26 protein-coding genes are annotated in these 25,838 nt (G+C 42.5%); 16 read left to right on the top strand and 10 right to left on the bottom strand.

The features are described 5' to 3' along the window. The first annotated feature begins 101 nt into the window (after positions 1 to 101). Together AB8P51_RS05440 and AB8P51_RS05435 are read left to right on the top strand one after the other, a co-directional pair. Positions 102 to 542 carry a cytidine/deoxycytidylate deaminase family protein gene (locus tag AB8P51_RS05440; RefSeq protein ID WP_369747772.1) on the top strand — a complete coding sequence of 147 codons (441 nt, stop codon included), beginning with the start codon at positions 102 to 104 and terminating at the stop codon, positions 540 to 542. Positions 543 to 548: 6 nt separating this feature from the next. After that, positions 549 to 2,162 (top strand): S41 family peptidase, encoded by a 1,614-nt coding sequence (locus AB8P51_RS05435; protein WP_369747771.1) that lies wholly within the window; start codon positions 549 to 551, stop codon positions 2,160 to 2,162. 17 nt (positions 2,163 to 2,179) lie between these two features. Here the strand turns inward: AB8P51_RS05435 and AB8P51_RS05430 are convergent, their stop codons facing one another. Genes AB8P51_RS05430 through AB8P51_RS05420 form a run of 3 tightly spaced genes read right to left on the bottom strand, consistent with a single transcriptional unit; the run spans position 2,180 to position 4,427 of the window. Then, the gene (locus AB8P51_RS05430; protein WP_369747770.1) at positions 2,180 to 3,562 is read right to left on the bottom strand and encodes a hypothetical protein; all 1,383 of its coding nucleotides are present in this window, start codon (positions 3,560 to 3,562) and stop codon (positions 2,180 to 2,182) included. A 52-nt stretch (positions 3,563 to 3,614) separates the two neighbouring features. Then, positions 3,615 to 3,815 (bottom strand): hypothetical protein, encoded by a 201-nt coding sequence (locus AB8P51_RS05425; RefSeq protein WP_369747769.1) that lies wholly within the window; start codon positions 3,813 to 3,815, stop codon positions 3,615 to 3,617. A gap of 36 nt (positions 3,816 to 3,851) precedes the next feature. Next, entirely contained in the window at positions 3,852 to 4,427 is a 576-nt protein-coding gene (locus AB8P51_RS05420) for a MarC family protein (protein ID WP_369747767.1), read from the bottom strand. 122 nt (positions 4,428 to 4,549) lie between these two features. Between AB8P51_RS05420 and AB8P51_RS05415 the strand changes: the two genes are divergently transcribed. From AB8P51_RS05415 to AB8P51_RS05400, 4 genes are all read left to right on the top strand, one after another. Beyond that, entirely contained in the window at positions 4,550 to 5,131 is a 582-nt protein-coding gene (locus tag AB8P51_RS05415; RefSeq protein ID WP_369747766.1) for a DUF3109 family protein, read from the top strand. 139 nt (positions 5,132 to 5,270) lie between these two features. Next, a complete protein-coding gene (locus AB8P51_RS05410; RefSeq protein ID WP_369747765.1) occupies positions 5,271 to 5,438 on the top strand; it encodes a hypothetical protein in 168 nt (55 codons plus the stop codon). 487 nt (positions 5,439 to 5,925) lie between these two features. Continuing rightward, positions 5,926 to 6,912, top strand: a complete 987-nt coding sequence (locus AB8P51_RS05405; RefSeq protein WP_369747764.1) for a ribonucleotide-diphosphate reductase subunit beta — start codon at positions 5,926 to 5,928, stop codon at positions 6,910 to 6,912. Positions 6,913 to 7,034: 122 nt separating this feature from the next. Beyond that, positions 7,035 to 9,521, top strand: a complete 2,487-nt coding sequence (locus AB8P51_RS05400; RefSeq protein WP_369747763.1) for a ribonucleoside-diphosphate reductase subunit alpha — start codon at positions 7,035 to 7,037, stop codon at positions 9,519 to 9,521. A 351-nt stretch (positions 9,522 to 9,872) separates the two neighbouring features. Here AB8P51_RS05400 and AB8P51_RS05395 read toward each other — a convergent pair whose 3' ends face one another. From AB8P51_RS05395 to AB8P51_RS05385, 3 genes are read right to left on the bottom strand one after another with little or no spacing between them, the layout of a single operon-like run. Continuing rightward, positions 9,873 to 10,793 (bottom strand): hydroxypyruvate isomerase family protein, encoded by a 921-nt coding sequence (locus AB8P51_RS05395; RefSeq protein WP_369747762.1) that lies wholly within the window; start codon positions 10,791 to 10,793, stop codon positions 9,873 to 9,875. Between the two features lie 10 nt (positions 10,794 to 10,803). Beyond that, positions 10,804 to 11,451, bottom strand: a complete 648-nt coding sequence (locus AB8P51_RS05390; protein WP_369747761.1) for a gluconate 2-dehydrogenase subunit 3 family protein — start codon at positions 11,449 to 11,451, stop codon at positions 10,804 to 10,806. Next, positions 11,451 to 13,169, bottom strand: coding sequence for a GMC oxidoreductase (locus AB8P51_RS05385; protein WP_369747760.1), 1,719 nt, complete (start codon positions 13,167 to 13,169; stop codon positions 11,451 to 11,453). Before AB8P51_RS05385 ends, AB8P51_RS05390 begins: the two co-directional genes overlap by 1 nt. Positions 13,170 to 13,397: 228 nt before the next feature. On the opposite strand from AB8P51_RS05385, the gene AB8P51_RS05380 reads away from it, so the two are divergent. The 4 genes from AB8P51_RS05380 to AB8P51_RS05365 are packed head-to-tail and all read left to right on the top strand — an operon-like array spanning position 13,398 to position 17,245. Continuing rightward, the gene (locus AB8P51_RS05380) at positions 13,398 to 14,393 is read left to right on the top strand and encodes a sugar phosphate isomerase/epimerase family protein (RefSeq protein ID WP_369747759.1); all 996 of its coding nucleotides are present in this window, start codon (positions 13,398 to 13,400) and stop codon (positions 14,391 to 14,393) included. 15 nt (positions 14,394 to 14,408) lie between these two features. Then, complete coding sequence (locus AB8P51_RS05375; RefSeq protein ID WP_369747758.1) at positions 14,409 to 14,852, top strand: DinB family protein; 444 nt, start codon at positions 14,409 to 14,411, stop codon at positions 14,850 to 14,852. A gap of 18 nt (positions 14,853 to 14,870) precedes the next feature. Continuing rightward, positions 14,871 to 16,100 (top strand): nucleoside permease, encoded by a 1,230-nt coding sequence (locus AB8P51_RS05370; RefSeq protein WP_369747757.1) that lies wholly within the window; start codon positions 14,871 to 14,873, stop codon positions 16,098 to 16,100. A gap of 8 nt (positions 16,101 to 16,108) precedes the next feature. After that, the gene (locus AB8P51_RS05365; RefSeq protein WP_369747756.1) at positions 16,109 to 17,245 is read left to right on the top strand and encodes a Gfo/Idh/MocA family protein; all 1,137 of its coding nucleotides are present in this window, start codon (positions 16,109 to 16,111) and stop codon (positions 17,243 to 17,245) included. 9 nt (positions 17,246 to 17,254) lie between these two features. On the opposite strand, the gene AB8P51_RS05360 is transcribed toward AB8P51_RS05365, so the two are convergent. Further along, a complete protein-coding gene (locus tag AB8P51_RS05360; RefSeq protein WP_369747755.1) occupies positions 17,255 to 17,722 on the bottom strand; it encodes an ASCH domain-containing protein in 468 nt (155 codons plus the stop codon). 11 nt (positions 17,723 to 17,733) lie between these two features. Further along, a complete protein-coding gene (locus AB8P51_RS05355) occupies positions 17,734 to 19,452 on the bottom strand; it encodes a GMC oxidoreductase (protein ID WP_369747754.1) in 1,719 nt (572 codons plus the stop codon). A 135-nt stretch (positions 19,453 to 19,587) separates the two neighbouring features. Here AB8P51_RS05355 and AB8P51_RS05350 point away from each other — a divergent pair, with 135 nt between their 5' ends. Genes AB8P51_RS05350 through nadD form a run of 6 tightly spaced genes read left to right on the top strand, consistent with a single transcriptional unit; the run spans position 19,588 to position 24,343 of the window. After that, entirely contained in the window at positions 19,588 to 20,640 is a 1,053-nt protein-coding gene (locus AB8P51_RS05350) for a sugar phosphate isomerase/epimerase family protein (RefSeq protein WP_369747753.1), read from the top strand. 8 nt (positions 20,641 to 20,648) lie between these two features. Continuing rightward, on the top strand, positions 20,649 to 21,410 hold the full coding sequence (locus AB8P51_RS05345) for a DUF1080 domain-containing protein (protein WP_369747752.1): 762 nt from the start codon (positions 20,649 to 20,651) through the stop codon (positions 21,408 to 21,410). A gap of 1 nt (position 21,411) precedes the next feature. Beyond that, positions 21,412 to 22,224: a DUF1080 domain-containing protein gene (locus tag AB8P51_RS05340; protein WP_369747751.1), complete on the top strand. Its 813-nt coding sequence runs from the start codon at positions 21,412 to 21,414 to the stop codon at positions 22,222 to 22,224. A 60-nt stretch (positions 22,225 to 22,284) separates the two neighbouring features. Continuing rightward, entirely contained in the window at positions 22,285 to 23,142 is an 858-nt protein-coding gene (locus AB8P51_RS05335) for a YicC/YloC family endoribonuclease (protein ID WP_369747750.1), read from the top strand. Next, complete coding sequence (gene gmk, locus AB8P51_RS05330) at positions 23,139 to 23,747, top strand: guanylate kinase (RefSeq protein ID WP_369747749.1); 609 nt, start codon at positions 23,139 to 23,141, stop codon at positions 23,745 to 23,747. The genes AB8P51_RS05335 and gmk overlap by 4 nt, the downstream gene beginning before the upstream one ends. An 11-nt stretch (positions 23,748 to 23,758) precedes the next feature. Next, positions 23,759 to 24,343: a nicotinate (nicotinamide) nucleotide adenylyltransferase gene (gene nadD / locus AB8P51_RS05325; protein ID WP_369747748.1), complete on the top strand. Its 585-nt coding sequence runs from the start codon at positions 23,759 to 23,761 to the stop codon at positions 24,341 to 24,343. Positions 24,344 to 24,441: 98 nt separating this feature from the next. Here nadD and AB8P51_RS05320 read toward each other — a convergent pair whose 3' ends face one another. Beyond that, entirely contained in the window at positions 24,442 to 24,948 is a 507-nt protein-coding gene (locus AB8P51_RS05320; RefSeq protein ID WP_369747747.1) for a nicotinate-nucleotide adenylyltransferase, read from the bottom strand. 117 nt (positions 24,949 to 25,065) lie between these two features. Then, on the bottom strand, positions 25,066 to 25,809 hold the full coding sequence (locus tag AB8P51_RS05315; protein ID WP_369747746.1) for a DUF6503 family protein: 744 nt from the start codon (positions 25,807 to 25,809) through the stop codon (positions 25,066 to 25,068). Positions 25,810 to 25,838: the final 29 nt, after the last annotated feature.

Raw genomic sequence — 25,838 nt, 5'->3', positions numbered from 1 at the left:
GGTTTTAATTAAATATTAACCATAATTGGTTGTTGAACTCTCTTAAAGCCGGTATCTTAGTGCCTGTGAGCCCGAGACACTGGAAATAGACCCGTGAAGACGTGACTAAAAAAAAGCAGCTAAAATACGACAAGGCCTATTTGAGAATGGCACACGAGTGGGGGAAACTTTCCTATTGTGAGAGGAAACAGGTTGGAGCCATTATAGTAAAAGACCGTATGATTATCTCAGATGGATACAACGGGACTCCCACGGGATTTGAAAATTTCTGTGAAGATGATGAAGGATATACAAAATGGTATGTCCTGCATGCTGAGGCCAATGCAATTTCGAAGGTAGCTTCCTCTACCCAGTCGTGCGAAGGAGCCACTTTATACATCACGCTGTCACCGTGTAGGGAATGCAGTAAACTGATACACCAGTCTGGCATAAAACGTGTAGTATATCAGATCGCTTACAAGGATGGTTCAGGTTTAGAATTTTTGGAGCGGGCCGGAGTGGCACTGGAACATCTGCCGCATATATTAGAAGAAAATGTATAGGAGAAGATGAAGAAATATCATTACATATGGCCTGCAGTCATAGCACTGGCACTGGCACTGGGTATCTTAATTGGAGGAAAGCTTCATTTTAATGATTCCCCGGAAAAACTCTTTACTACAAATTCAAAGAAAGATAAACTCAACCGACTCATAGACTACATTGATTATGAGTATGTTGATGAGATCAATACTGATAGTATAGTTGATGTTACCGTAAATAACATCCTGGAAAAATTAGATCCGCATTCAGTCTATATCCCCAGGGAAGAACTATCCCAGGTTTCAGAAAATATGAAAGGAGATTTCGTTGGGATTGGGATCAATTTCTATATGTATCGGGATACAATTACCGTGATCAGAACTGTTGAGAATGGGCCTAGTTTTTTAAAGGGGATAGAAGCCGGAGATCGTATTTTAGTTGCCGATGGGGATACGCTCTACGGGAAAAACCTCCCCAGCAGGAAGATAGTGGGAACACTTAAAGGAGAAAGTGGAACAACGGTAAATTTAAAGGTCTACAGGAAAAAAGAGGATCGTTTCTTTGATGTTACCCTAAGGAGAGACCGGGTTCCTATTAAAAGTGTTGAATCTTACTATATGCTATCACCCGATATGGGATACATCAAGATCAACAGATTCGCTGAAAGCACTTACAAAGAATTTAAAAACGCCTTGAGGTCTTTACAAAAAAAAGGTGCCAGGAAATTAACCCTCGACCTTAGAGATAATCCCGGCGGCTATCTGGGAATTGCAGAACAGCTCGCAGACGAATTCCTGAAAGATGGGAAACTTATACTTTTTACCAAAAATAAAAAAGGGAAGATTGATAAGATGTATGCCACCGAGAAGGGCTCTTTTGAGGACAAACCCGTTTATGTTCTGATCAATGAGCGATCGGCATCTGCCAGTGAGATCATTGCCGGAGCATTGCAGGATAATGATGTAGGCACCATCGTGGGCCGCAGGTCATTTGGAAAGGGCTTAGTGCAAAGGGAAATGGCCCTGGGAGATGGCTCGGCTGTTCGGTTAACGGTTTCACGCTACTATACCCCAACCGGCAGGTCGATTCAGCGCGATTACCAAAACGGAAGTGAAGATTATTATGAGCGATTTGAGGAGCGGTATGAAAGCGGGGAACTGGTTTCAGCAGACAGCATAAAAGTGGCCGATTCACTAAAATATACTACCCCTAAAGGAAAAACCGTTTATGGGGGCGGTGGTATTATTCCCGATGTGTTTGTTCCCATCGGAAATATAGAAGAAGAAACAATCAAGAGTATGGAGAGTCTGGGCTTTATTTCCCGATTTATCTTCGAACATCTTGAGGAGGACAGGCAGCGGTATAAGGACTATACCGAATTCGATTTCGTAAATAAATTCAGAGTTGATGACATCCTGTTTGAAAAGTTTGTAGACTTTGCCTTGTCTAACAACATCAGTATGGATTTTTATCAATACGATAAGCGCATTAAATTGTATTTAAAAGCCGCTTTGGCAGAGCAGCTATTTTCTCCTAATATCAGCGCTAAGATCAAAGGCGAGATTGATTATATGCTACAAAAAGTGATTGATCTCGACTCACCTACCTGGCAAGCCGAAAAGCGTTTGCTAAAGGAGTAAATCAGGACAAGATTGGATTAATAACGGTTTAAGAGATCCTGAAAATCCTTAAGTTTTTTAATTTGCTGGAATTCTACAGTATTTCTTATAAAATCTTTATCGGTCCATCCCAGCTGTAAAACCCTTTCCAAATGATCCAGGGCTGAAGGATTTTTATTCCATGCAGCGTATTTCCTGGCTAATTGGTAGTGTGTGTACGGACTGTCAGGCGCAATTACCAAAAGCAGTTCTTCTGTATATTCCTGCTCCTTCACTTTATTTTCGCGTAAAAAGGAGTCCATAGATTCTCCTGCCATAGCGAATAGTGAACGCTTCAACCTAAAGGCCATCAGTTGATATTCCGTTTCTTTATGTGAGCTGTATTTTTCATTTAGTTCCCGTATGGTTTCCTTCCACCATTGAAACTTATCCGGACTATGCCCAAGAGACAATTCAAGAGCAAATTTCTGCTTCATTTTGTGGTTTAAAGTATCTTCCAACGTGGCTACGTTGTTAAGGAGAGCCTTTTCCTTTCGATAACTCTTAGCGCGCTTTAATTTTTTTAATCGCTTTTTAAGACTGTCTGTAGCGATCAGATCGGGATAATACTTTATCAACCGGTTTAATTCCCTGGCAGCGTCTACCCGTTTATCTTCCTTTTCAAAATCAATCGCCCTGCTAAGGACCTCGCTGAAATTTTCGTTTCTCTGCAGCTTATTTTCTTTTTTGATTCCTTTTCGGAAAGCTTCTTCTTCGAGCCAATTAAATGCACGTAGGATAACCTCAGGCGGCGGCCATTGGTGTTCCCCTTCAAAAACAATCAGTTCGTTAGAGATCTGAAGTGATTCTAACCATTCTTTGGTTTTGTGCATTTCGCGGTAGTTCATGTCCTTATTTCCAACGATCCCGAGGTAGGAAAAATGACTGTTTTTGCTTGGGAAATAAAGAGGGTACTGGGCAAAGCCTGCGCCACATGCGATAACGCCCTGAATGGCACCGCTCAATACGGCAATTGTTCCCGCCAGACGCGACCCACCCGAAAATCCGGCGGTATAAATACGATCGCTATTTACATTATATTTTGCAAAAACGGTTTTAAAGAGTCGGTCTGCAATTTCCAGATTAGGGGCGTATGGGCCGTTTCTGGAATTGTTGGAACAGATAAGGATATATCCGTATTTCTCCGCGATTGAAATAAAGGGTTGAATCCCGGTTTTTCCCCTCCCGGCAGGATCAAAAATAAAAACGATTGGAGAGGGTTGGTTATTTTGATAACCAGTTGGAAGATATGCTGCAAAAGACTCGCCTGCAGCACCAGTTACCGGAATCGAATCAGTCAGTACTCCGGTTTCTTCCTGATGAGGTTGAGCGTTTCCCCACAGGCAGGCGCAAAGGATGTACAAGAACAGAAATCGTTTCATCCCTGTAAAGTATGAAAATCAGAGAACAACTTCTGTTAAGGAAGAGCTCCAATTAATCATCCACCTTTTCCTGGATTTTTTTAGACGTCAGTAAAATTAGAAGGAGAATAATAGCACAAAGCGAAGCAACAATGCCTATTACCGCTATGATGCTCTGTTCTCCAAGGGGGTCATTAAAATCTACAATGGTGACATTGTAAACAATAAGGGCCAGAGCCAGTATGATCAGAACAACAGTTACCGTTTTATTCATATCTCGAGATTCTTTATGTTTTCAAATTTAGTATGTCTATTGAAACAATTGATTGATGTTTGTGGCAAACAATTTTACAGCAATGGCAAGCAGGATCACCCCAAAGACCTTACGAATAACACCGAGTCCGCCTTTCCCCAGAATGCGTTCAATTTTTGAGGACGACTTTAAGACCAGGTATACAAAAATGATATTGATTATGATCGCCACTATGATGTTTTCTACGTAAAATTCGGCCCTCAATGCAAGAAGAGCTGTCATGGTTCCCGCTCCTGCTATCAGTGGAAATGCTATGGGTACCACGGATGCTGTTTCGGGCTCATCGTCTCTGTATAGAGTTATCCCAAGGATCATTTCTATAGCGAGGAAGAATATAATAAAAGCTCCCGCTACGGCAAAGGAGTATACATCTATTCGAATAAGATTAAGAATTTCTTCACCAACAAATAGGAAAGCAACCATAATGCATGCTGCAATGATGGAAGCTTTTTCAGAATGGATATGTCCTACTTTTTTCCGTAGGTTGATAATAATGGGGATACTTCCAACAATGTCAATAACAGCAAAAAGTATGATGCTGGCTGTTGCTATTTCTCTGAAATTCAAGTGCATTTTAATTGCTTTAAAAGTGGTGCAAAAGTACTATATATTTTAGCGACAATAAGAAGGTTTGATTGAATATTCTTAAGGAGTTTTGGGCTTATTGAGGTATCTTTGGCGCTAATTAGACGAATATGTTTCAGTTAGGTAAAACACTGGTGTCAGAGGAGATCATAGAGAATGATTTTGTCTGTAATCTTACCGCCTGCAAAGGAGCGTGTTGTGTTGATGGTGATGCAGGGGCACCACTGGAGGAAAAAGAGACGCAGATCCTAAGGGACATCTATCCCAAAGTAAAGCCATTTCTTCGGCAGGAAGGGATAGAAGCCATAGAGGAGCAAGGCCATTATGTAATTGGTGAGGACGGGGAGTGGGAAACACCCCTGATCGGGAAACAGGAATGTGCCTACACGGTTTTTGATAAGAAAGGTATCGCTAAATGTGGCCTGGAAGAAGCGTATAATAAGGGAGTTACTACCTGGAAAAAACCGGTTTCATGTCACCTTTACCCCGTCAGGGTCACGGAATACACAAATCTTACTGCAGTAAACTATCACAAATGGCAACTCTGTGATCCGGCCTGTGACTTGGGAGAAAGTTTGCAGGTGCCGATTTATAAATTTGTACGGGATGCTCTAGTCCGCAAATTTGGCGAAAACTGGTATGCCGAATTAGAGGAAATCGCTAGTGAGCACAAGTCTTCACGAAACAAGTAGGTATTTCATAGATTTTTTAGCACCGTTAAAGGAATATTTTTTCCCTGAGGCTCAACTTTGTATAGCTTTCCGGTCCCTAAGGTAAAGTCTGTCTAATACGATTTACCTGAAAGGAAATAGAAATCAACCAATTACCACCATGAGAAAGTGTGTTCTCTTGTTTCTTTTGTTCGTGTTTGTACTCTTCCTTGCGGCTTTATCCGAAAATAATGAACGGGAAGTTGACAGCAAAAAAGTAGCTGTGGAGGAACAACTCCAGGATCCTCTTCTGGATGAAACTACGGCACTGAATACAGACCGTAAGTAAGTCGAATCAGAGTCCGGTTACTTTAATAACTTCAAAGTACTACCACAGGATCTTCTGTACAATATCCTTATTTCAAAATTTTCTTAGGCAATAAATGCATCACTTTGTTTTATGCACAATGAATGCAATTTGCAAAATTCAGAAGCCTGCTTACTTAATGTGAACAAAGCAGAAATATCCCGGATCTGAAGACTATTGCAGAAATTTCTTCATTAAATTATAAATACGTAGCACTCAACAGTATATAATAAAATACTTTTTGGTCTATTTTCATTTAGACAAAAAGCTAAAATATTTATACAAAATTTCTTGTTGGGCTAAGGGCAGTAAACACCACTATCGAGCCTAGATTTCAACATGTTGTGTTAAAAACTTTGACCGCCTTCTCCCCAAACCGACTTTACAATTTAATAACATTTTCCAATCTTTGTTGGTCTCAGCACAAAGCACTTATACACTCATATAATAACTTTAAAAGAACGGAAAAATGTCAAAAGCCCTGGAGCCCATTTTAGAAGAAAATGAAGATCGATTTGTAATCTTCCCAATAAAACATCAGGATCTATGGGAGTGGTATAAGAAATGTGAGGCGTGTTTCTGGACTGCTGAGGAAATTGACCTTCACCAGGATTTGGCTGATTGGAATAATAAACTCAGCGATGATGAAAAATACTTCGTAAAACATATCCTTGCCTTTTTTGCAGCCTCTGATGGAATAGTCAACGAAAATCTTGCCGAAAATTTTGTCAATGAAGTGCAGTATACGGAAGCAAAGTTCTTCTACGGCTTCCAGATCATGATGGAGAACATCCATTCTGAAACCTACTCATTACTGATAGATACCTATGTAAAAGATGAGAAGGAAAAAAACATCCTGTTTAAAGCGCTTGAGAATTTTCCGGCAATCAAGAAAAAAGCAGATTGGGCCCTGAAATGGATCGATTCTCCCAGCTTCGCAGAACGCTTGATCGCTTTTGCAGCTGTTGAGGGTATCTTCTTCTCAGGTGCGTTTTGCTCCATTTTCTGGTTAAAGAAGAGAGGTCTTATGCCCGGACTTACATTTTCTAATGAATTGATCTCCAGGGACGAAGGAATGCACTGCGATTATGCTGTACACTTACACAACAAACATCTTGTCAATAAGGTTCCCAAAGAGAGAATTAAGGAGATCATTGTAGACGCACTTAATATCGAAAGAGAGTTTATTACTGAATCACTTCCTGTTAGTCTTATTGGGATGAATGCCAAACTCATGACACAGTACCTTGAGTTTGTAACGGATCGTCTGCTCGTCGAGTTGGAATGTGAGAAAGTCTATAACTCCACCAACCCATTTGATTTTATGGATATGATTTCCCTACAGGGGAAAACCAATTTCTTTGAAAAGAGGGTATCCGAATATCAGAAAGCCGGAGTCCTGAACAAGGAAAAAGATACAGACGCACAGAAAATCAGCTTTGATGCCGACTTCTAAATAAATTGTGGTTTAAAAAACCCTGATAATACAGGGTTTTTTATGCCCAATTTTTAAAGTGTTAAATTTTTAATAAAGAACTCAAGCCAACCCTAATATTTTAATCTAATAAGCGTAGCAAAATGTATGTAGTAAAAAGAGACGGTAGAAAAGAACCAATGATGTTCGACAAGATCACGGCCAGGGTTCGAAAATTGTGTTATGGCCTTAACGATCTTGTAGATCCTGTAAAAGTTGCCATGAGAGTGATAGAAGGACTCTATGACGGGGTAACCACTTCAGAACTCGATAACCTGGCAGCAGAGATAGCCGCAACACTTACAACGGCTCACCCCGATTACGCAAAACTTGCTGCGCGTATTTCCGTATCCAACCTGCATAAAAACACCAAAAAGTCATTCTCCGAGACCATGAAGGATCTCTATGAATACGTAAATCCCAGAACAGGAAAGAAAGCGCCACTGCTTTCAGAGGAAGTATTCAATGTAATTTCAGAAAATGCAGAGAAACTAGATTCCACCATTATTTACAACCGTGATTTTGGCTACGATTATTTCGGTTTTAAAACATTGGAACGATCATACCTTTTAAAACTAAATGGAAAGATAGCTGAACGACCCCAGCATATGCTGATGAGAGTTGCAGTGGGAATTCATCTTAACGACCTTGATTCGGCAATTGAGACCTACGAGCTCATGTCAAAAAAGTTCTTTACCCATGCAACCCCTACGCTCTTTAATTCGGGAACTCCTAAACCTCAGATGTCTTCCTGCTTTCTGCTGGCCATGAAGGATGACAGTATTGACGGAATCTATGACACCCTTAAGAATACGGCAAAGATATCGCAATCTGCAGGGGGAATAGGACTGTCTATTCACAACATCAGGGCAACAGGTTCATATATTGCAGGAACTAATGGAACTTCAAACGGTATTGTCCCTATGCTACGAGTATTTAACGATACGGCGAGATATGTAGATCAGGGAGGTGGTAAAAGAAAAGGCAGCTTCGCAATCTACGTGGAACCATGGCATGCTGATATCTTCGAGTTCCTGGAATTAAAAAAGAACCACGGAAAAGAAGAAATGCGGGCACGTGATCTGTTCTATGCGATGTGGATCCCGGATTTATTCATGAAACGTGTGGAAACGGATGGGAACTGGACGCTGATGTGCCCTAATGAATGTCCTGGTCTTTTCACTCATCACAGCGAGGAATTTGAAGAATTATATCTTCAATATGAGAACGACGGGAAAGGAAGGAAAACCATTCGCGCAAGAGAATTATGGGAAAAAATACTTGAATCTCAAATAGAGACAGGAACTCCTTATATGCTCTATAAGGATGCTGCCAATCGCAAGAGTAACCAGAAAAACCTGGGTACCATCAGATCTTCTAATCTGTGTACAGAAATTATGGAGTACACCTCCCCAGATGAGGTGGCTGTATGTAATCTGGCTTCTATTGCCTTGCCGATGTTCATCAAGAATGGAAGTTTTGATCACAAAGAGCTGTTCAGGGTAACAAAACGGGTAACAAAAAACCTCAACAGGGTTATTGACCGAAACTATTATCCGATCAAAGAAGCTGAAAATTCCAATATGAGACACAGGCCTATTGGTCTGGGTGTTCAGGGCCTTGCGGATACCTTTATTACACTCCGTCTTCCGTTTACCAGTGATGAGGCGAAGAAATTAAATCAGGATATCTTCGAAACGCTTTATTTCGCTGCCGTTACAGCATCTATGGAAGCAGCCAAGGAAGAAGGGCCTTATTCTACCTATAAAGGTTCTCCAATTTCCAAAGGAGAATTTCAACACAACCTTTGGGGGATTAAGGACGAGGAATTATCCGGTCGCTGGGATTGGGATAAATTGCGTAAGAATGTAAAAAAACACGGAGTTCGAAATTCACTCCTTGTAGCGCCTATGCCCACAGCCTCAACTTCTCAGATTCTTGGAAACAACGAATGTTTTGAGCCTTATACATCAAATATCTATACCAGAAGGGTTCTCTCCGGGGAATTTATCGTAGTGAATAAACACCTTTTGGAAGATCTCGTTGAATTGGGCCTATGGAATGAAAACCTCAAGCAGGAACTGATGCGGGCCAATGGTTCTATTCAGCACATCAAAGGAATCCCAGAAGACATAAAAGAGCTGTATAAAACGGTTTGGGAATTGAGTATGAAGGACATTATTGACATGTCCAGACATCGCGGCTATTTCATCGACCAGAGTCAGTCTCTGAACCTATTCATGGAAAATGCGAATTATTCAAAACTGACCTCCATGCACTTTTACGCCTGGAAGAGTGGACTGAAAACAGGAATGTATTATCTGAGAACCAAGGCCGCAGTAGACGCCATTAAGTTTACCCTGGATAATACGAAAAAGAAAGAAGTGCCGGTTAGTATAGCTGCAGAAGCAGAAGTATTGGCAGCTACAACTCCCGATCCCAAGGCTGCAGTAGCTATTCAGGTAAAGACTTCTCCGGTTCAGGGAGCAGAAGTAGATGTAGAACCGATGACCCCCGAAGAAATGAAAGCATTAATCGCGCAGGCCAAAGAAGGTGAAGCAGATGATGATTGCCTGATGTGCGGTTCCTGATTGCTTAATTTTTTCAAGATAGACCATGAACAGAGAACACTCATGCTTCAGGTACTTGAATAGTGTTTATTGAATTATACCCTGGATGTCCTTACCCCCATAAAGGCGTCTGGGGTATAATATTTGAATTGGGTTCTCGACTTATTTAATGTTCTTTACGGGGTAAAATAATGCTTTTGCCCAGGAGTAGCAGGGCAATATAAATAAAGAGAAGTAAAACATGGTATTCCATAACGCATCATCCTTCTTTTATATATACGGGATAATGTTGTATTTCAGATGTTTACAATATATCAAAACGGGATTAATTGAAAAAATGACGAATATATAGAGGAGGAAACTCGATTCAGATCAGGAAACAGGATCTACCTTTTTATAGGCATCTATTACGGCTCTCTCGCCGGCCTTTCCTTCCAGTGAATTTCCGTGTTCCATGCCCAGTATTCCTTTATAACCTTTATCGTTAATAAATTTCAGAACATTTTTGTAATTGATTTCACCACTGGTTGGTTCTTTTCTCCCCGGATTATCGCCTAATTGGAAATATGCGATCTCATCCCAGCAGGCCTCGATATTTGGGATTAAATTTCCTTCCTGAATTTGTTGGTGATAGATATCGAAAAGTATCTTACACGATGGCGAATCTACGGCCTTACAGATCTGATAAGCCTGAGGACTATCTGTTAAAAATAAGCCCGGATGATCTCGAAAATTCAGTGGTTCTAAAACCATGATCAGTCCGTGTGGTTCCAGAATGGCAGATGCTTGTTTTAAGGTAGTTATGACATGGGATGTCTGATACCCCATTTGAAGGTTGAGATCCCTGTGTCCGGGAACTACTGTCATCCATTTGGCTCCAACTCGTTTTGCAACTTCAACGGCATTTCGTATATGCTCCAGAAATTCCTCTCGTTTATCTTTATCACCTGACGCAAGGTTAGGCGAATCCCAATAGATTTTGTGAGCCACAAACACTCCCATACTTAGTCCTCTTTCTTTCATCACCGCGGCCATGGCTTTTTGCATACTCACCGAACGCTGAGCCATCTCATTATCCTCAAATGCGGTAAATCCCTCATCAGCCATAAAATGAAGCTGGGCAATGGGGTCTTCACCTGCACTTTCTCTGAACATCCCAATATGTGGAGCGTAATTCAGCTGAAAATGATGAGCGGGTGATTTCCTGGATGTATGCCCAAAGACAGAAAACCCTGTCATGGACAGGGTTCCGCTAGCTAAAGCCGTTTTTTGTATGAAATACCTTCTTCTCAATCGGGTTTATTTAAAGTGACCAGTCCTTTCCTCCTGTGAGTTCGTCAAGGTCTCCACAACCAATATATTCTCCTGGAACGGGAAGATAGGCCAGAACATTTTCCCCTACATACTCCGAGGTTTTATATCCCCAGATAGTCATATCCCGAAGGTTTTTAGAAAAGGAATATCTCATTACCTCATCAGGCACTGCCTCATTTTCTCCTTTTGCAGCGGCTGATGTATTCTTGATCATCAGTTCTTCGTTTTCAATCATCTCTTCCTCTGAGATCTGTAATGTTTTTGCTAAGACAGGTTCCAGATCTTCTGTAGTTAGATCTTCCGCTTTTTCCTTCCCAGCCTCCGTCAACGCTTTCTGTATAAATTTATTCAGGGATAACTTCGTCATATCTTGCTGCAATTCTTCCATGATCTCATTCGTAAACCTGTCAATAAAGACATGTACATTGACTTCTGAAGCAGAAGGTGTATCGGTTTTCGGTAAGATAATATCAACCAGCTTAATTAAAACGTCACCTTCTTCCTTTGTAAAAAAGTCGGGTGTCCAATCTACTGTTTTAACATCGTTACACCCCTGAACAAGGGATAATAAGGTTGGTGTGGCAATGGTGTACCCTAAGGCCAGCCCCATATTTTTTAATGCGATTCTTCTATCCATTATAAGAGTCCTTTTTTAAGTTGTTCTGCAGCGTGATTCGCAGCGCGGGCCGTAAAGGCCATATAAGTTAATGAAGGGTTGACACAGGCAGCTGAGGTCATAAAGGCCCCATCAGTGACATAAACATTCTTTACATCATGTACCTGGTTGTATCCGTTTAGAACAGAAGTTTTGGGATCGCGTCCCATTCTTGCAGTTCCCATTTCATGGATTCCCAGACCAAGAGCGCCTGGTCTGTCAAAAGTCTGAACATCCCTCAACCCTGCCTTGGTGAGCATTTCATAGGCCTGCTCTTTCATATCCTCCCGCATATTCCATTCATTTTCCTGAAATTCAGCATCGAAAGTTACCGTAGGGAGTCCCCATTGATCTAACTTGTCGTAATCCATGGTCATTCGGTTCTCTTCATAAGGCAGGACTTCTCCAAAGCCTCCCATTCCGAATGTCCACCCTCCTGGTTTAAGGATGGCCTCTTTCAGGTCTTTTCCGTGTGATAGCTCCGATACTACTTCATCCCAGTTGCCCCTGCTTCCACTGCCCTGGTAGCCGTATCCTCTTTTAAAGGACTTCATGTTAGAGCTGCCACCGAGATTTCGGAATCGGGGAACGTAAATACCATTTGGCTTCCTCCCTTTGTAAAATTTATCCTCAAATCCGTCATATTTTCCGGCAGCACCTACACCAAGATGGTGGTCCATGATATTCCTCCCCAGCTGATCGGAGTCATTCCCCATTCCATTGGGAAAACGATCCGACCTGGATTGTAGGAGGATGGCTGTAGAAGCAATTGAAGAGGCACATAGGAAGATTACCTTTGCCTTAAATTCAAATGTTTCTTTGGTTACTCTATCGATGACTTTTACTCCTGTTGCTTTTTTAGTATCAGGGTCATACATCACCTCATGAACAATAGAATCAGGTCTTAAAGTCATATTTCCCGTTGCCTCGGCTGCAGGAAGAGTAGATGAATTACTGCTAAAATAAGCCCCGAAAGGACAGCCTCTGATACAGCGATTTCTGTATTGACATTTGCTCCTTCCGTCTCCTTCAAATTTCTTACTACTGTTGATATGTGCCACTCGTCCGGCGGTGATAACTCTGCCATCGAAATTCTCTGCTACTTTTTCTCTAACGTGTTGTTCCACACAGTTGAGTTCCATCATGGGCTCAAAAACACTGTCGGGTAACTGGGGAAGTCCTAAGGCTTCACCTGATATTCCCACATAAGTCTCTACCTTGGTGTACCATGGGGCAATGTCTTTATAGCGAACGGGCCAGTCAACGGCAATCCCATCTTTCTTGTTGGCCTCAAAGTCGAGATCACTCCACCGATAGCTGTGTCGCCCCCAGAGCAGCGATCTTCCTCCGACGTGATAACCACGCATCCAATCAAATCGCTTTGTCTCGTTATAAGGGTGTTCCAGATCATTGACAAACCAAAAATTATGAGGAGCTTTGACAGTGTACCCTGTTCGTGCCTGTTTAAACTGTTTGGCTGCTTCTTCGGGGGGTAACTCACCATTATTGGGAAAGTCCCAGGTATCCATGTTGGCAGTGGGGTAATCTTCCCGGTGCTTTACCATCCGTCCGCGTTCCAAAACAAGCGTCTTTAAACCATTCTCACATAATTCCTTGGCGGCCCAGCCTCCGCTTATTCCAGTTCCAACTACTATGGCATCATAGGAATCCTGTTCCTCATTGTAATAAAATTTACTCATCTAATTCTATAGTTTGAAGGCTAAATGTATTAAATATTAAATTAATTTTCTACATTTAAACGGCCTTATTATTGAGGAATCCGTGTTAAAAAACAGGATTAGTTATCATAAATAAGAATTATCAATTATTTCGATACAGGAGTTTTATCCGTCCTGTGCAGAATCGAAATGATTGGTTGGAAATTATTATCCGGCTTGATTTGCTTTTAACCCTTTAGTACTACAATCATGAAAAGAAGAAAATTCGTAACGAAAACAGCCGTTGCAGGTCTGGGCTTGTCAGTTATTGGCGTTTATAGTTGCAAGGAAGCAAAAAAAGAGGCTTCTGAAGCCATGCAGGAGATCAAAGAAATAGAGGGCCCGTTTTTTAAACTGTCCCTGGCCCAATGGTCTGTTCACAGAATGATATGGGATGGGAAATTAGACCCCTATGATTTTGCTGCCAAAGCAAAGGAATGGGGCTTTGCAGGGCTTGAATATGTGAGTCAATTATACGATAAGGAACTCAGTGCAGCAAATTACAGTGCCGAAGCAATGGCTGCCTTTGTTGACCGTTCTAATTCAGAAGCGGAAAAACACGGTCTCGAAAATGTGCTGATCATGATAGACGGGCAGGGCGATCTCGCTACTTCGGATGCAGCCGAACGAAAAAAGGCCGTTGAGAATCACCACAAATGGGTAGATGCGGCAAATGCCATGGGATGCCATGCTATTCGGGTAAATCTGGCAGGCAGCACCGAACCTGAAACCTGGATGGCAAATTCTGTTGACGGCTTATCGCAATTAGCGAGCTATGCCAAGGATAAAAATATAAATATACTTGTGGAAAATCACGGAGGATTATCTTCCAATGCTGCGATGCTTGCTGAAGTTATGACGAAAGTAAATATGGACAATTGCGGTACCCTCCCCGATTTTGGAAATTTCTGTATCCGAAGGAATGATCCGGCAGATTATGGCAGTGGCTGTGCAGAAATGTACGACCTCTACAAGGGAGTAAGTGAACTGATGCCTTTCGCCAAAGCCGTGAGCGCAAAATCACACAATTTTGACGAGGGGGGGAATGAAACCGAGATTGATTATACTAAAATGCTACAGATTGTCAAAGATGCCGGATATACGGGTTATATTGGCGTGGAGTACGAAGGGAACGAACTGGGCGAAATGGAAGGAATAATGGCTACCAAAGCTCTGATGCTGAAATCGGCATCCGAATTATCATAATATCGAGAAATACCTATGGAGGAATTCTTTAATGAGCTTTTTGATTACAATTTTTTCTGTAATAAACAACTTATCGAGGCCTGCAGTGATCTGAAGGAAGTACCAAAGGAAAGCATGAGGCTATTCAGTCATATTCTCAATGCGCATCAAATTTGGAATGCCAGGATTAATGGATTGGAATCTGAATTTGGAGCCTGGGATGAACACCCGCTTAAAACCTGGGAGGAAATTCACTACGAAAATCAACGCAATACTTTTGAAATCATCACGAACACAGATGATTATGAAACCAGGATTGATTACCAGAACATAGAAGGCCGTCTGTTTACAAACACAATACAGGATATGCTTTTCCATATAATAAACCACTCAACACACCATCGTGCTCAGATACTGGCAGATTTCAGGGCGAATGGCCTTGAACCGGTTTCTCTGGACTACGTATTTTACAAACGATAATTATCTAATCTAAACCGAATGAACACCAAAATCAAAATACAATTGTCTTTTATGATGTTCCTGGAATTCTTTATCTGGGGCGGATGGTTTGTTACCCTGGGTACATTCCTGGGAGATAACTTAAAAGCAAGTGGGGGAGAGATAGCCATGGCATTCTCTACGCAATCCTGGGGAGCTATCATTGCACCCTTTATAATAGGCCTTATCGCCGATCGGTATTTCAATGCAGAACGAATCCTCGGTGTCTTACACCTCCTGGGGGCTTTGTTGATGTATCAGATGTACACCGCCGGGGATTTTGCGGTTTTTTACCCCTATGTCCTGGGATATATGATTATCTATATGCCTACCCTGGCCCTGGTGAATTCCATTTCGTTCAATCAAATGAAGGATCCGGCCAAGGAGTTTGCTTTTGTAAGAGTTTTTGGAACTATAGGATGGATTGTGGCCGGACTTATTATAAGCTATGTTTTCCTTTGGGATTCTGCCGAGGCAAGAGCCGATGGGATGTTGAAAAATACCTTCCTGATGGTTGCCATTGCTTCTGCCCTCTTGGGATTATTTAGTTTTACCCTGCCAAAAACACCCCCAACTTCTATTAAAGAAGGCAATGTAAATATTTCAACGATCCTTGGTCTCGATGCCCTTAAATTACTTAAAGATCGAAATTTCCTGATCTTTTTTATCTCTTCAGTATTGATCTGCATCCCACTAGCTTTTTACTACCAGAATGCGAATCCGTTCCTGGCCGAGATCGGGATGGAAAATCCTACGGGGAAAATGACTCTGGGGCAGGCTTCGGAGGTATTGTTTATGTTACTCCTGCCTTTCTTTTTTAAACGATTCGGATTTAAGATGACCATTATCGCCGGAATGCTGGCATGGACCATTCGTTATTTTCTCTTTGCCTACGGCAACGCAGGTGACCTCGCCTTTATGCTCATCCTGGGAATAGCCTTGCACGGAATATGTTATGATTTCTTTTTTGTGTCCGGTCAGATCTATACGGATTCTAAGGCGGGTGAGAAATTTAAAAGTGCAGCACAAGGGTTGATTACCCTGGCAACATACGGCTTTGGGATGCTCATTGGATTCTGGGTGGCAGGTAAGATTTCCGATATGTATCTTGTCTCAGAGAATGTCCACGACTGGACAAATATCTGGACTTTCCCTGCGATCTTTGCCTTTGTGGTTATGGCCCTTTTTGCCATATTTTTTAAGAATGAAATCATCGAATACAAAAAATAAAAACTGAAATGCCAAAAAAAATAAGGTTAGGAATATTAGGAGGAGGAGGCGATTCCCTGATTGGAGTTTTACACAGGGTTGCTTCTTTTATAAATGACAATTACGCAATCACCGGAGCGGTGTTTAATGCCAATTTTGAAGAGAATCTGGCTTTTGCTAAAGAGATAGATGTACCCACAAACCGTATCTATAAGGACTTTGATACCCTTGTGGAAGAAGAGTTGAAACTTCCCCAAGAGGAACGGATCCAGGTCTGTGCCATCCTTACCCCGAATTTTTTGCATTTTCCGATGGCCAAAAAACTGCTCGACAACGGATTTCATGTCATTTGTGAAAAACCTATGACGACCACTTACGAAGAGGCCAAGATTCTCAGAGAAGCTCACAAGAAAGCAGGTACAGTGTTCGCAGTAACCCACACTTATACCGGTTACCCAATGGTAAGACAAATGAGGGAGATGATCAAAGCTGGGGAATTGGGAAAAATACACAAAGTAGACGCTCGATATTACCAGGGATGGATCAATACCATTATTCATGATAAGGCCAAACGCTCTACTGTATGGCGACTCGATCCAAAGAAAGCAGGTATCAGCTCCTGTATGGGAGATATAGGAGTACATGCTTTTAATCTTGTTGAATATACAACCGGACTAAAGATCAAGTCGCTGCTCTGCGATTTTAACTATCTCTACAGCGATAACCAAATGGATGTTGACGGCACGGCCCTGATTCGGATCGGGGAGCATATTAAAGGGGTGATAAGGGCGAGTCAGGTAGCAACAGGAGAAGAGAACGGCCTGGCTATTCGGATTTACGGAGATAAGTTCGGACTACTGTGGGAACAGGAAAACCCTAACGTTTTATATAAAATAAGCGATACCGAACCCATGCAGGTGTATAAACCCGGCCATGCGTACAACAGCAAATTATCCCTCGATGGCACCAAACTACCTCCGGGGCATCCTGAGGGAATCTTCGACTCCATGGCTAACATTTATCTTGGGGTTGCCAGGGCAATTAGAGGAGAGAAATACAACGACGGGGAATTCCCTACGATGACCGACGGGGTACGCGGGCTGAATTTTATAGAGGCTACAGTAGAGTCTCACAAAGGAGGAAACGTCTGGGTAGACCTGGATTAATTACTCCGGTTACTTGCGTTCGAAGACTTTTTCAAAGATCTCACAGACCACAATCATACTCTCACGGGGAACTCGACCAAAGGGCTCCAGTTCCCTGGTGTAGTAGTCCCAGTGGGTTTTCTTCCAGTAATCCAGGGATTTGTCACCTTCGCCCTCCAGTTTGGCGTAAGATTCCCTTATACTGAAAAAGGGTTTTAGCTTTACGGCTACCGTCCTTACAATACAGCGGGCATTTCCATCCCAGTCAGTAATAATGGTAAAATCTCCAATTTTTGGCAGGGGTTCTTTTCGGTATTGCAAGCCTAAAAGGGAGTGAGAAGTTGCGCGTTTTACACCCTTCAGCACCAGTTTTAAACACGTATTGGCGTCTTTTTCGTTATCACAAAAATGAGTGACTACAGGGTCCTTAGCAAAGGCGTATTCCAGATGCTTGTCTAAAAAGTCGCCCCAAAGGTTTCTCGCTGATGCATTCTTCATATTATCGTAGGTTAGGAGAACATTCCTTTATTAAATTGCTCAACGGCATGATTAGCTGCTCTTGCCGTGAATGCCATATAGGTTAGGGATGGATTTACACAACTTGCGGAGGTCATAAAAGCCCCATCGGTTATATAGACGTTGGGTACGGCGTGCACCTGATTGTGCTTGTTCACAACTGAGGTACGTGGATTCCATCCCATTCTGGCGCCACCCATTTCATGAATCCCAAGACCCGGACCGGTTTCATTTTCGTAGGATTGTATATTTTTAAATCCGGCTGCCTCAAACATCAGCACAACTTGCCTGATGATATCCTCCCTCATCTTGTATTCATTATCCTTAAATTCCACATCAAAATCGAGTTGCGGAAGACCCCATTTATCTTTTTCCGTTGCACTTAGAGTAACCCGGTTATCGTGATAGGGCAGCATCTCCCCAAATCCGGTAACGCCAATTTGCCAGGGTCCCGGTTTAAGGATATTTTCCTTGAGTTCCTTTCCGTATTGCATCTCAGCAACCGAAACCTGCCAGTCGGTTCTGCTGGCTCCTCCCTGATATCCAAAACCACGTAGGTAATCCCTTTTTCTCGACTTGTTATTCAGATTTACAAAGCGGGGAATATAAAAGCCATTAGGTCTTCTTCCCTTGTAAAATTTATCGAGGTAACCCTCAACAGAAGCTGTAGCCCCGAGCTGGTAATGATGGTCCATGATATTTCGTCCTACCTGGTCGTAATCATTTCCTATTCCGTTGGGAAATCGATCAGATTTAGACTGTAGAAGAATGCCCACACTGGCCATGGCGGAGGCACATAAAAAGATCACTTTGGCGTGAAATTCTAATTTTTCATTTGTTTCTGCATCTACGATTCGCACGCCTGTCGCCTTTTTACTTTGATCGTCATAGATGATTTCATAGACGATTGAATTAGGTCTGAGCGTCATGTTCCCGGTCTTTTCAGCGGCTGGAAGCGTAGTGGAATTACTGCTGAAATAGCCTCCGAAAGGACAACCTCTCGAGCATCGGTTGCGATACTGGCAGGGATTCCTGCCTTCCTTTTGCGAATCTTTATCAGTGATATGAGCTACCCGCCCTATGGTGAGTACCCTCTCATCTTCAAACTTTTCTGCCATGGCCTTTTTTAAATCTTCCTCTGGACAAGTGAGGTCCATCGGAGGTTGAAACCGGCCATCCGGCAAATGCTTTAGTCCCAGGGCTTCTCCGCTTACTCCTATATAGGATTCCACCTTGTCGTACCATGGACTGATATCGGCGTAACGCACCGGCCAGTCTACCGCTATCCCTTCCTTTAGGTTGGCTTCAAAATCAAGATTGCTCCATCGATAACTCTGACGTCCCCATGTAATGGAACGACCACCAACATGGTACCCCCTTATCCAGTCGAATCTCTTGGTTTCCTGATAGGGGTGTTCGAGATCATTGACAAAGAAGTGCTTGTTGTCTTCCTTCGGTGCCCAGCCAACACGATTTTGCTTGTTGTATTTTTTTTTGTCTTCCCGGGAAAGTTCATTATTGTTGGGCAAATCCCAGGGATCCATGTTCATAGTAGGATAGTCCTTGATATGCTCTACCATCCGGCCCCTTTCCAGCACCAGGGTTTTTAGTCCACCTTCACAAAGTTCTTTAGCAGCCCATCCTCCGGTGATCCCGGTTCCAACCACTATGGCGTCAAATTGGTTTTGTGGATTCTGAGGTGTATTATCCATTTATTTCTGCGGTATTTCCTATATTTAGAACATAAGCCCCTAAGGAGATTATTCTAAGTTTTATCAAATAAATATAGGGCTAAAATCCGAAAGGGACTAAACCCGATTTTTCAATATTCAAATAAAAACCTAACAATGAAAACGATAAAAGGACCGGCAGTATTCCTCGCCCAGTTTGTAGACAGTAAGCCACCATTTAACTCCCTTGACGGAATGTGTAAATGGGCAGCAGACCTGGGTTATAAGGGAATACAAATTCCAACCTGGGAACATTTTTTAATTGATCTCGACAAGGCAGCCTCAAGTCAGGATTATTGTGACGAACTCAAGGGGAAAATCAATTCATACGGTCTTGAGATTACAGAGCTTTCAACCCACCTTCAGGGTCAGTTGGTAGCCGTTCACCCTGCCTATGACCTCATGTTTGATAATTTTGCGCCGGATGAGGTGAAGAATAACCCGAAAGCCAGAACAGAATGGGCTGTAGACGTAGTAAAAAAAGCGGCTACGGCGAGCAGGAGACTGGGCATCAAGGCCCATGCAACATTTTCAGGGGCCTTGTTATGGCATACCTGGCATCCCTGGCCTCAGCGTCCTAATGGATTGGTGGAACTCGGCTTTGAGGAACTGGCCAAGCGCTGGCTCCCCATACTTGATCATTTTGAAGAAGAAGGGGTTGATGTGTGCTATGAGATCCATCCCGGGGAAGACCTTCATGATGGAGATACCTTTGAACGATTTCTTAAAGCAACGGGCAACCACAAAAGGGTAAATATACTTTACGATCCCAGCCATTTTGTATTACAGCAGCTCGACTATCTCACCTACATAGACCATTACCACGAATTTATAAGGTCGTTTCACGTAAAGGATTCAGAATTCAACCCTACGGGAAAGAAAGGTGCATTTGGAGGCTATAACGACTGGGGTGATCGTGCAGGGCGATATCGCTCTCTGGGAGATGGCCAGATTGATTTTAAGACGATCTTTTCCAAACTCACACAGTACGGCTGCGATGTCTGGGCTGTGATGGAATGGGAGTGTTGTATCAAAAGTCCGGAACAAGGGGCAAGAGAAGGTGCAATTTTTATCCAGGATCATATAATCGAGGCAACGCAAAAGACTTTTGATGACTTTGCAGGAGGGGAGACAGACAAAGCCATGCTCCGGAAAATATTAGGAATTTAATACTCAAAATGATGAAAATTCAATACGTATTGCTGGTGATCGCCAGTCTAAGCCTTGTCCAGTGTAAGGAAAAAGCAAAATCGGATAAGCAAAACAGTGAAGAAATTATGGAACTGGCCACGAATGAAACAAAAGGGGAAGAGGAATGGGAGGTATTGTTTGATGGAACCTCCTTTGATGCATGGAAGGCATACCTGAAAGATGGTATGGCCGAGCACTGGAAAATAGAAGAAGGCGCCATGGTTTTTTATCCCCCCTCTGATCGTCCAAAAGGGGAAAGTTATAATATCGTTACCAAAGAAGGCTATACCGATTTTGTTTTATCCCTTGAATGGCGCGTTAATGAAGGAGCCAATAGTGGGATCTTCTGGGGCATTAAGGAAGATGCGGCCTACGGACAACCTTATGAAACAGGACCCGAGATCCAGGTATTGGACAATCAAAGGCATCCGGATGCTAAAAATGGGGATACCCACCAGGCAGGGGCATTGTACGATATGGTAGCCCCATCGGAGGATGTGACCAAACCCGCAGGCGAATGGAATAGCTGTGTGATCACAGTGAATTACAGTGAGCACAAAGGGAGTGTAAAACTAAATGGGATTGATGTGGTGACATTTCCGCTTGATAATCAGGAATGGGATACGATGGTATCAGCTTCAAAATTTGCAGGCTGGCCGGGCTTTGGAAAATTTCATACCGGAAAGATCGGACTCCAGGATCATGGCGATGTAGTGGCCTACAGAAACATCAAAATAAAAAAGCTGTAAGATGAGGAAATATAGCCTGGTAGTGCTGATTTTGATAGTAGTAATTTCATGTAAAGATAATACTCCCATTAACCGGGACTTAAGTGAAGGAGAGGGGATCGAATATGAAGAATATTCAGGAGAAGAACCCACAACACCTGAAGAAACAGAGGTATATCAGCCCGTTCCACCTAAAGTGATTCCCTTTGCAGAAAATGGAGTCCCAAGTGATGCAGTGGTTTTATTCGATGGGAGTTCTTTTGAAGAGTGGATGATGGTCAAGGACAGCTCGGAAGTGGTTTGGCACCTCAACGAAGATGGGAGTATGACCGTGAAGGATAAAACCGGCGATATCATGACCCGGAAGAACTTCGGGGACGTCCAATTGCATCTCGAATGGCGTTCCCCGGCCGAAGTTCAGCGCGACGGACAGAACAGGGCAAATAGCGGGGTTTTCTTACAGGGGCTTTACGAAGTTCAGGTGCTCGATAATAATGACAATGACACCTATGTGAACGGACAGGTAGCTTCCATATACAAACAGCATATTCCTTTGGCCATGGCTTCTGTACCAAGTGGGGAATGGAACACTTACGATATCATTTACCGAGCCCCTGAATTCAACGATAAGGGATTAAAGATCAAGTCGGGCACCATAACAGTAATACACAATGGAGTACTGGTCCAGGATCATGTGGAGATCAAGGGGACCACACCCTATATTGGATGGCCAAAAAATCCAGCTCATGGGAAAGGACCAATCAAATTGCAGGATCACGGGGACAATAGCCGGGTGAGTTACCGCAATATCTGGGTACGGGAATTAGAGGAATAGGGGAATAAGCCCTTATTCGGACGTTGGAAATTAATTACCTTAGCCGAAATATTTTAAAGTATGATCCAATCCATGACAGGATTCGGGAAGCATGTTTTACAGCTGCCCACGAAGAAAATTACCGTTGAGCTAAAATCGCTTAATAGCAAATCCCTCGATTTGAATGCGAGAATGCCCCAGGCTTACAGGGAAAAAGAACTTGAATTACGCAAGTTGATTGCTTCAGCATTGGGAAGGGGAAAGATAGATTTTAACCTTTATGTGGAAATCACCGGGGATGAGACTTCTTCAGAGGTCAATGAGGCTGTGGTAAAGCAATATATAAAACAGCTAAGGGCGATAGCCGATGGGGATGACCTAAGGCTGATGGAGATGGCGCTAAGATTACCTGATACACTAAAAACAGAGAGGGATGATATAGACCCTGAGGAGTACCGGGCTATTGTGGAGTCTTTAAAAATGGCTCTTAATGAGATTGAGAAGTTTCGCAGCGAGGAGGGCAAGATACTGGAGGGTGATTTTGCATCTCGACTAAAGAAGTTGCACCAGCTGTTAAAGGAAGTAAATGGCCTTGATGAAGAGCGACTAAATGCGATTCGCAGCAGGTTGGAAAAAGCGGTTACCGACATCAAAGCGGAGGTTGATGCCAACAGGTTTGAGCAGGAACTGATATACTACCTTGAAAAACTGGATATCACAGAAGAAAAAGTAAGGTTGGAAAACCACCTAAATTATTTTGAGGAGACCATGGCGTCTGCCGACTCGAATGGGAAGAAGCTGGGATTTATCAGTCAGGAGATTGGGCGGGAGATCAACACCATTGGTTCTAAAGCCAATTATGCTCCCATGCAGCAGCTCGTTGTACAGATGAAAGATGAGCTGGAAAAAATTAAGGAACAAATGCTTAATGTCTTATGAGTAGCGGGGGTAAGCTCATCATTTTTTCTGCCCCTTCCGGGAGTGGTAAAACAACTATTGTCAGGCACTTGCTGGCCCAGCCTGAACTCAACCTGGCATTTTCCGTTTCGGCTACCTCACGAGCGCGAAGGGGAAAAGAAAAAAACGGAGAACACTACTATTTTATGACCCTTTCAGAGTTTAAAAAGCACATTAAGAACGATGATTTTCTAGAATGGGAAGAAGTATACCGGGATAATTTTTACGGGACACTTAAAAGTGAAGTGGAACGATTATGGGCCGAAGGCAAAAATGTCATTTTTGATATCGATGTAGCGGGGGGATTGCGTATAAAGAAAAAATATCCAAAGGAGACCCTTGCGGTTTTTGTGAAACCTCCCAGTGTAGATGAGCTTAAAATAAGGCTGAAAAAACGCAGTACAGAGTCTGATGAAAAGATCAATATGAGGATAGCCAAGGCATCAGTAGAATTGGCAACGGCCCCTCAATTCGACAGGGTCATCAAAAATTACGACCTCGATATCGCCCTTGATGAAGCCCATAAAATGGTAGCTGAATACCTGGGCGTTGAACCGTCAATTGAAGAAGGGAAGGAGAAATCATAAGTGACGGATCTATGAAGAAAGTCGGACTATATTTTGGCACTTTTAACCCCATCCATATTGGTCATCTGGTGATCGCCAATCATATGGTGGAGTTTTCAGATCTGGAAGAGGTCTGGTTTGTCATCACGCCTCAGAGTCCGTTTAAAGTAAAGCAGAGTCTGCTGGCTGATCACCACCGGTATCAAATGGTACAGGAAGCGGTGGCAGAGTATCCGAAATTAAAGGCGAGTACTATTGAATTTGATTTGCCACAACCCAATTACACCATTGACACCCTGGTGTATCTTCAGGAAAAATACGGGGAGCAATACACCTTTTCCCTGCTGATGGGCGAAGACAATCTCAAAAACTTCCACAAGTGGAAGAATTACGAAGCCATTCTGGAAAATTATCATTTGTATGTATATCCACGAATATCAGGCGGATCAATTCCAAGTCGTTTTGAAAGCCATGATAAAATCCATAAGATAGATGCACCTGTAATGGAGATATCCTCCACCTTTATCAGGAAGAACCATAATGCAGGAAAAAATATAAGACCTCTGTTACCTGAGGCCGTATGGAAGTATCTGGATGAGATGAACTTTTACCGTTGATACTGGTCTTCACAAATAAAAGGCCCTGCCTTTTTAGGGTAGGGCCTTTTTTCCTCGTTTTTATAATTACTAAATAAAGTCAGGATGGTTATGATGTACTAAAGGAATGTTCCTTTGTCGTCCATTTTCACCTTCATTTTTTTGTCCCCGTTCTTAAGCGTAAGCTTATAAACTTTTTTAGCACCTTTATTTGCGCTATAAGTAACGCGGTACACATTGTCAGTTACAGTCCAGTTGGGGAACCTCTCCAGGAGGGCAGTTTTAATTCCGTCAGAAAGGGCTATATCTTTAAATTTTTCAATAGTTCTGGTAAGAGTACCATCATCATCATATACGGCTACGATTTTCCCATCAGGGATAAAGAAAGAAACCGTATAAAAATCAAAATCGTCCTGATAGAAATCGGCTTCCGTTACATCATAACGGGCGACCTCACGCTCCAGCATTTTTACTGGTACGGCAGCACTCTTAGAATCGGCTGCATTCAGGTATTTATAGTTCATGGGTCTAACGACCACTTCAGAGAGCTCTTCAACCTTTACGTCCTGGGTATAGGCTGGGATGGTTAATCCAAGAGCTAGTAAACCAAGGAATATTTTTTTCATGGTATTAATGATTTAGATGTTTAAATACCCTATTTAGTACTCAAGGAAAATAAAGGTAGCTGAGGAATAAAGAATATCAAATGATCTATGTCAGTCTGCCAACAGGGAAAAGAGATGCTATTCGGAATTTTGACTAGCCCGGGTAAGGATATCTGTACCTAATAGTCGGTTTTCCTTATTGGTGTACCAGCTTCTCTTTTTAGGAATTTTAATTCCGTTTATAGTTTCAAAATTATCTGTTTCTAACATGATATATTCCCCGTCATTGGCCGCTTCGTCGTGGAAGAATTGATACGCTTCCAAAGCGTAATTGTCAGGGTTAAAATAAAAGTACCAGGTATCCTTACCTACTTTCTCTTCGTAGTTAACTTTAAGGGTGAGATATTCTTTCCCTTTAAAAGTTTTTTTAACAACAGCGGGGTCTATTATGGCTCCCTTATCCCTTAATTTCATTGGGAGGCCGTAGAGGTAGGTGTAGTAATTCTTCATCATCTCTGTCTGCCCGCAAGGCTCTCCCTTATTGGTGGAATCTTCAGCTTGCTTTTTTATTTTTTTTCCATTTACAACAAGGCTGCATACTCCTTTATCAATAACTTCTTCTGTAGTAGTATCATCTTTTCTCACCACCAATTTAAAGTAGTCAGCAGGAAAATTAAGCGTAACCTCGCTTTTTCGCTCGCTATTATTAGGTGTTTCCATGGTAATGAACAAAGTGCCGGAGAATGTCGACCAGGCATTATCAGGGTCGTGATAGGCAATAGCTCTAGACAATAATTCTTTGCCTGTAATATCTTGAGCCGATAGCCCGGGGGATGAAAAAAAGATGAACAAAAATAAAGGGAACAGAAGTATTCGTATCATTATAGTAAGATTCTAAGAATACTAAGTTC

The sequence above is a fragment of the Muriicola sp. SD30 genome, assembly GCF_041205185.1.
GTDB lineage: Bacteria > Bacteroidota > Bacteroidia > Flavobacteriales > Flavobacteriaceae > Muriicola.
The sequence above is the reverse complement of the archived record's forward strand: the minus strand, read 5'-3'. Positions and strand labels throughout refer to the sequence as shown.